Annotated in this window: 1 protein-coding gene and 1 pseudogene; both read left to right on the top strand. The window is 42.0% G+C overall.

The features are described from left to right. Window positions 1–222: pseudogene (locus ACFINC_RS09275) on the top strand (hypothetical protein); the annotation flags it as partial. Window positions 223–298: 76 nt separating this feature from the next. Beyond that, window positions 299–1687 carry a filamentous hemagglutinin gene (locus tag ACFINC_RS09270; RefSeq protein ID WP_375617023.1) on the top strand — a complete coding sequence of 463 codons (1389 nt, stop codon included), beginning with the start codon at window positions 299–301 and terminating at the stop codon, window positions 1685–1687. Window positions 1688–1692: the final 5 nt, after the last annotated feature.

Here is a 1692-nt window from a genome sequence, read left to right as displayed (position 1 = left end):
GTTGTGGCGCTAGATTTGAATCAATTTGCCAGTATTGAAATGTGTATGGCGCAATCAGGTTTTCGCCCTAGCTTTACCATACAAGAATGGTGTGATAACCATAAATCGGACAACCTTCCCATATGTCGTCCTGGTGCTGTGATGCCTCAGCGAAGTGTTGAGAAACGCTTAAATAGTCCTTATTGTAAAAGACATAAAAACGTACTTGAATGCCAACCCTAACAACACAAAATCATTCGCAAAGCGCTTTAATGAGAATGTTGGTTTTGGTGCTGGAGCAACGGGTGGTGGAGGTTAAATGAGCGCCTCTTTGAACAAGGATAAATCCTCTAGTGATTATCACAGTGTTGTAGAGCAATCAGGCATCAAAGCAGAGGCGGGCGGTTTTGATATTACAGTTACGGGGACAACAAACTTGACCGGAGGCATTATTGCGAGCAGTGCCTCAGCGGATAAAAATAGTCTGACCACCGGAAGCATCAGCACCAGTGATATCACCAACAGTGCCCATGCGACAGCCAGCAGCCATGGTTTTAGCCTTTCTGGAAATGACACGATAAAAAATATTACCAAGAATGTTTTAAACCATGGCAAAGCCAAGGATGGCGCAGAAGGAGAAACCAAATCCGCTATCAGTGATGGAACCATCATCCTAACCAATACAACTGGCCAAAGGTCCATGGGGCAAGATGCTGGAGAAATCATTGGTTCTCTCAACCGCAATACTGCAACAGCCCATCAGGCTGTTGCACCAATAGACGCCACATCCCTTGAGGGAGCAGTGCATAATCGCTTAGACATGATCAATGATTTATCCGATGAAGGATTGGGATATTTTTATAAAATTTACAAAATCGCTTATGCCACAAAACATCCTGAAGGAGAAGTTGCGCATGATGAAAATGGCAATGTCCTCTATTTAACCGATGAAAATGGAAACTATATAAAAGATAGCTATGGAAGAAAAATACCTCTATATCGCTATTTAAAACCAGAGGAAGAAAATCATTTACAAAAAGGCTCTGATGGCGAGGTTCATATGTTTTATAATGGTATTTTTACCTCCCCCGATGATGCCGCGCGTTATGCCGTCCAATTTGCTGACAACGATCATGGTCATCTGTATTTTACATATTTCCCGCAAGATAAAGACATGCTAGTAGAGGTTGGTATAGCGGTTTTTCAGAAGTTTTTTGAAGGTACATTTTTCTTTGGATTGACCAATTCGACCAAGAAGTTCCAGAATACAATGTATCTTTATGGCAATGACGGATTACATATTGATGGGCACAGCCGTGGTAGTATGACGGTAGGTAACGGAATGCATGATTTTGAAAAGCGTGGTATTCACGGTATAGCAGGCAACACGAGTATCAATCTTTTTGGTCCAGCTTACAACGCTCAATCGATGGCTAATACACTCGATTATTTAAGTGATGGCAAGCAAACCTCTGTCGGTTTAGAAAACCACGCATATGACTTTGTTGGTATAAAGTTTGGTGGAAATCCTGCTACTTTTGATAAGATCCCTTCAGGGAGTAGTCCTGGGAACGAGGCATGGAGAATATTTACGACTTATCCTACTGTCCATGCTTGTTATGGTCATGCAAGCGATGTGTGTACATCGTTCTATGGCTCATCTCACCGTATACAAATTAATTCAATCCAATCAGGACGCAAGAAATGAACTAC

The sequence above is a fragment of the Bartonella sp. AP58NXGY genome (genome assembly GCF_042195785.1).
Taxonomy (GTDB): Bacteria; Pseudomonadota; Alphaproteobacteria; order Rhizobiales; family Rhizobiaceae; genus Bartonella.
This window is presented reverse-complemented; position numbering and strand designations above follow the sequence as displayed.

Coding starts and splice junctions, on each gene's coding strand:
- ACFINC_RS09270 (WP_375617023.1), top strand. CDS start 299: ATGAGCGCCTCTTTGAACAAGGATAAATCCTCTAGTGATTATCACAGT.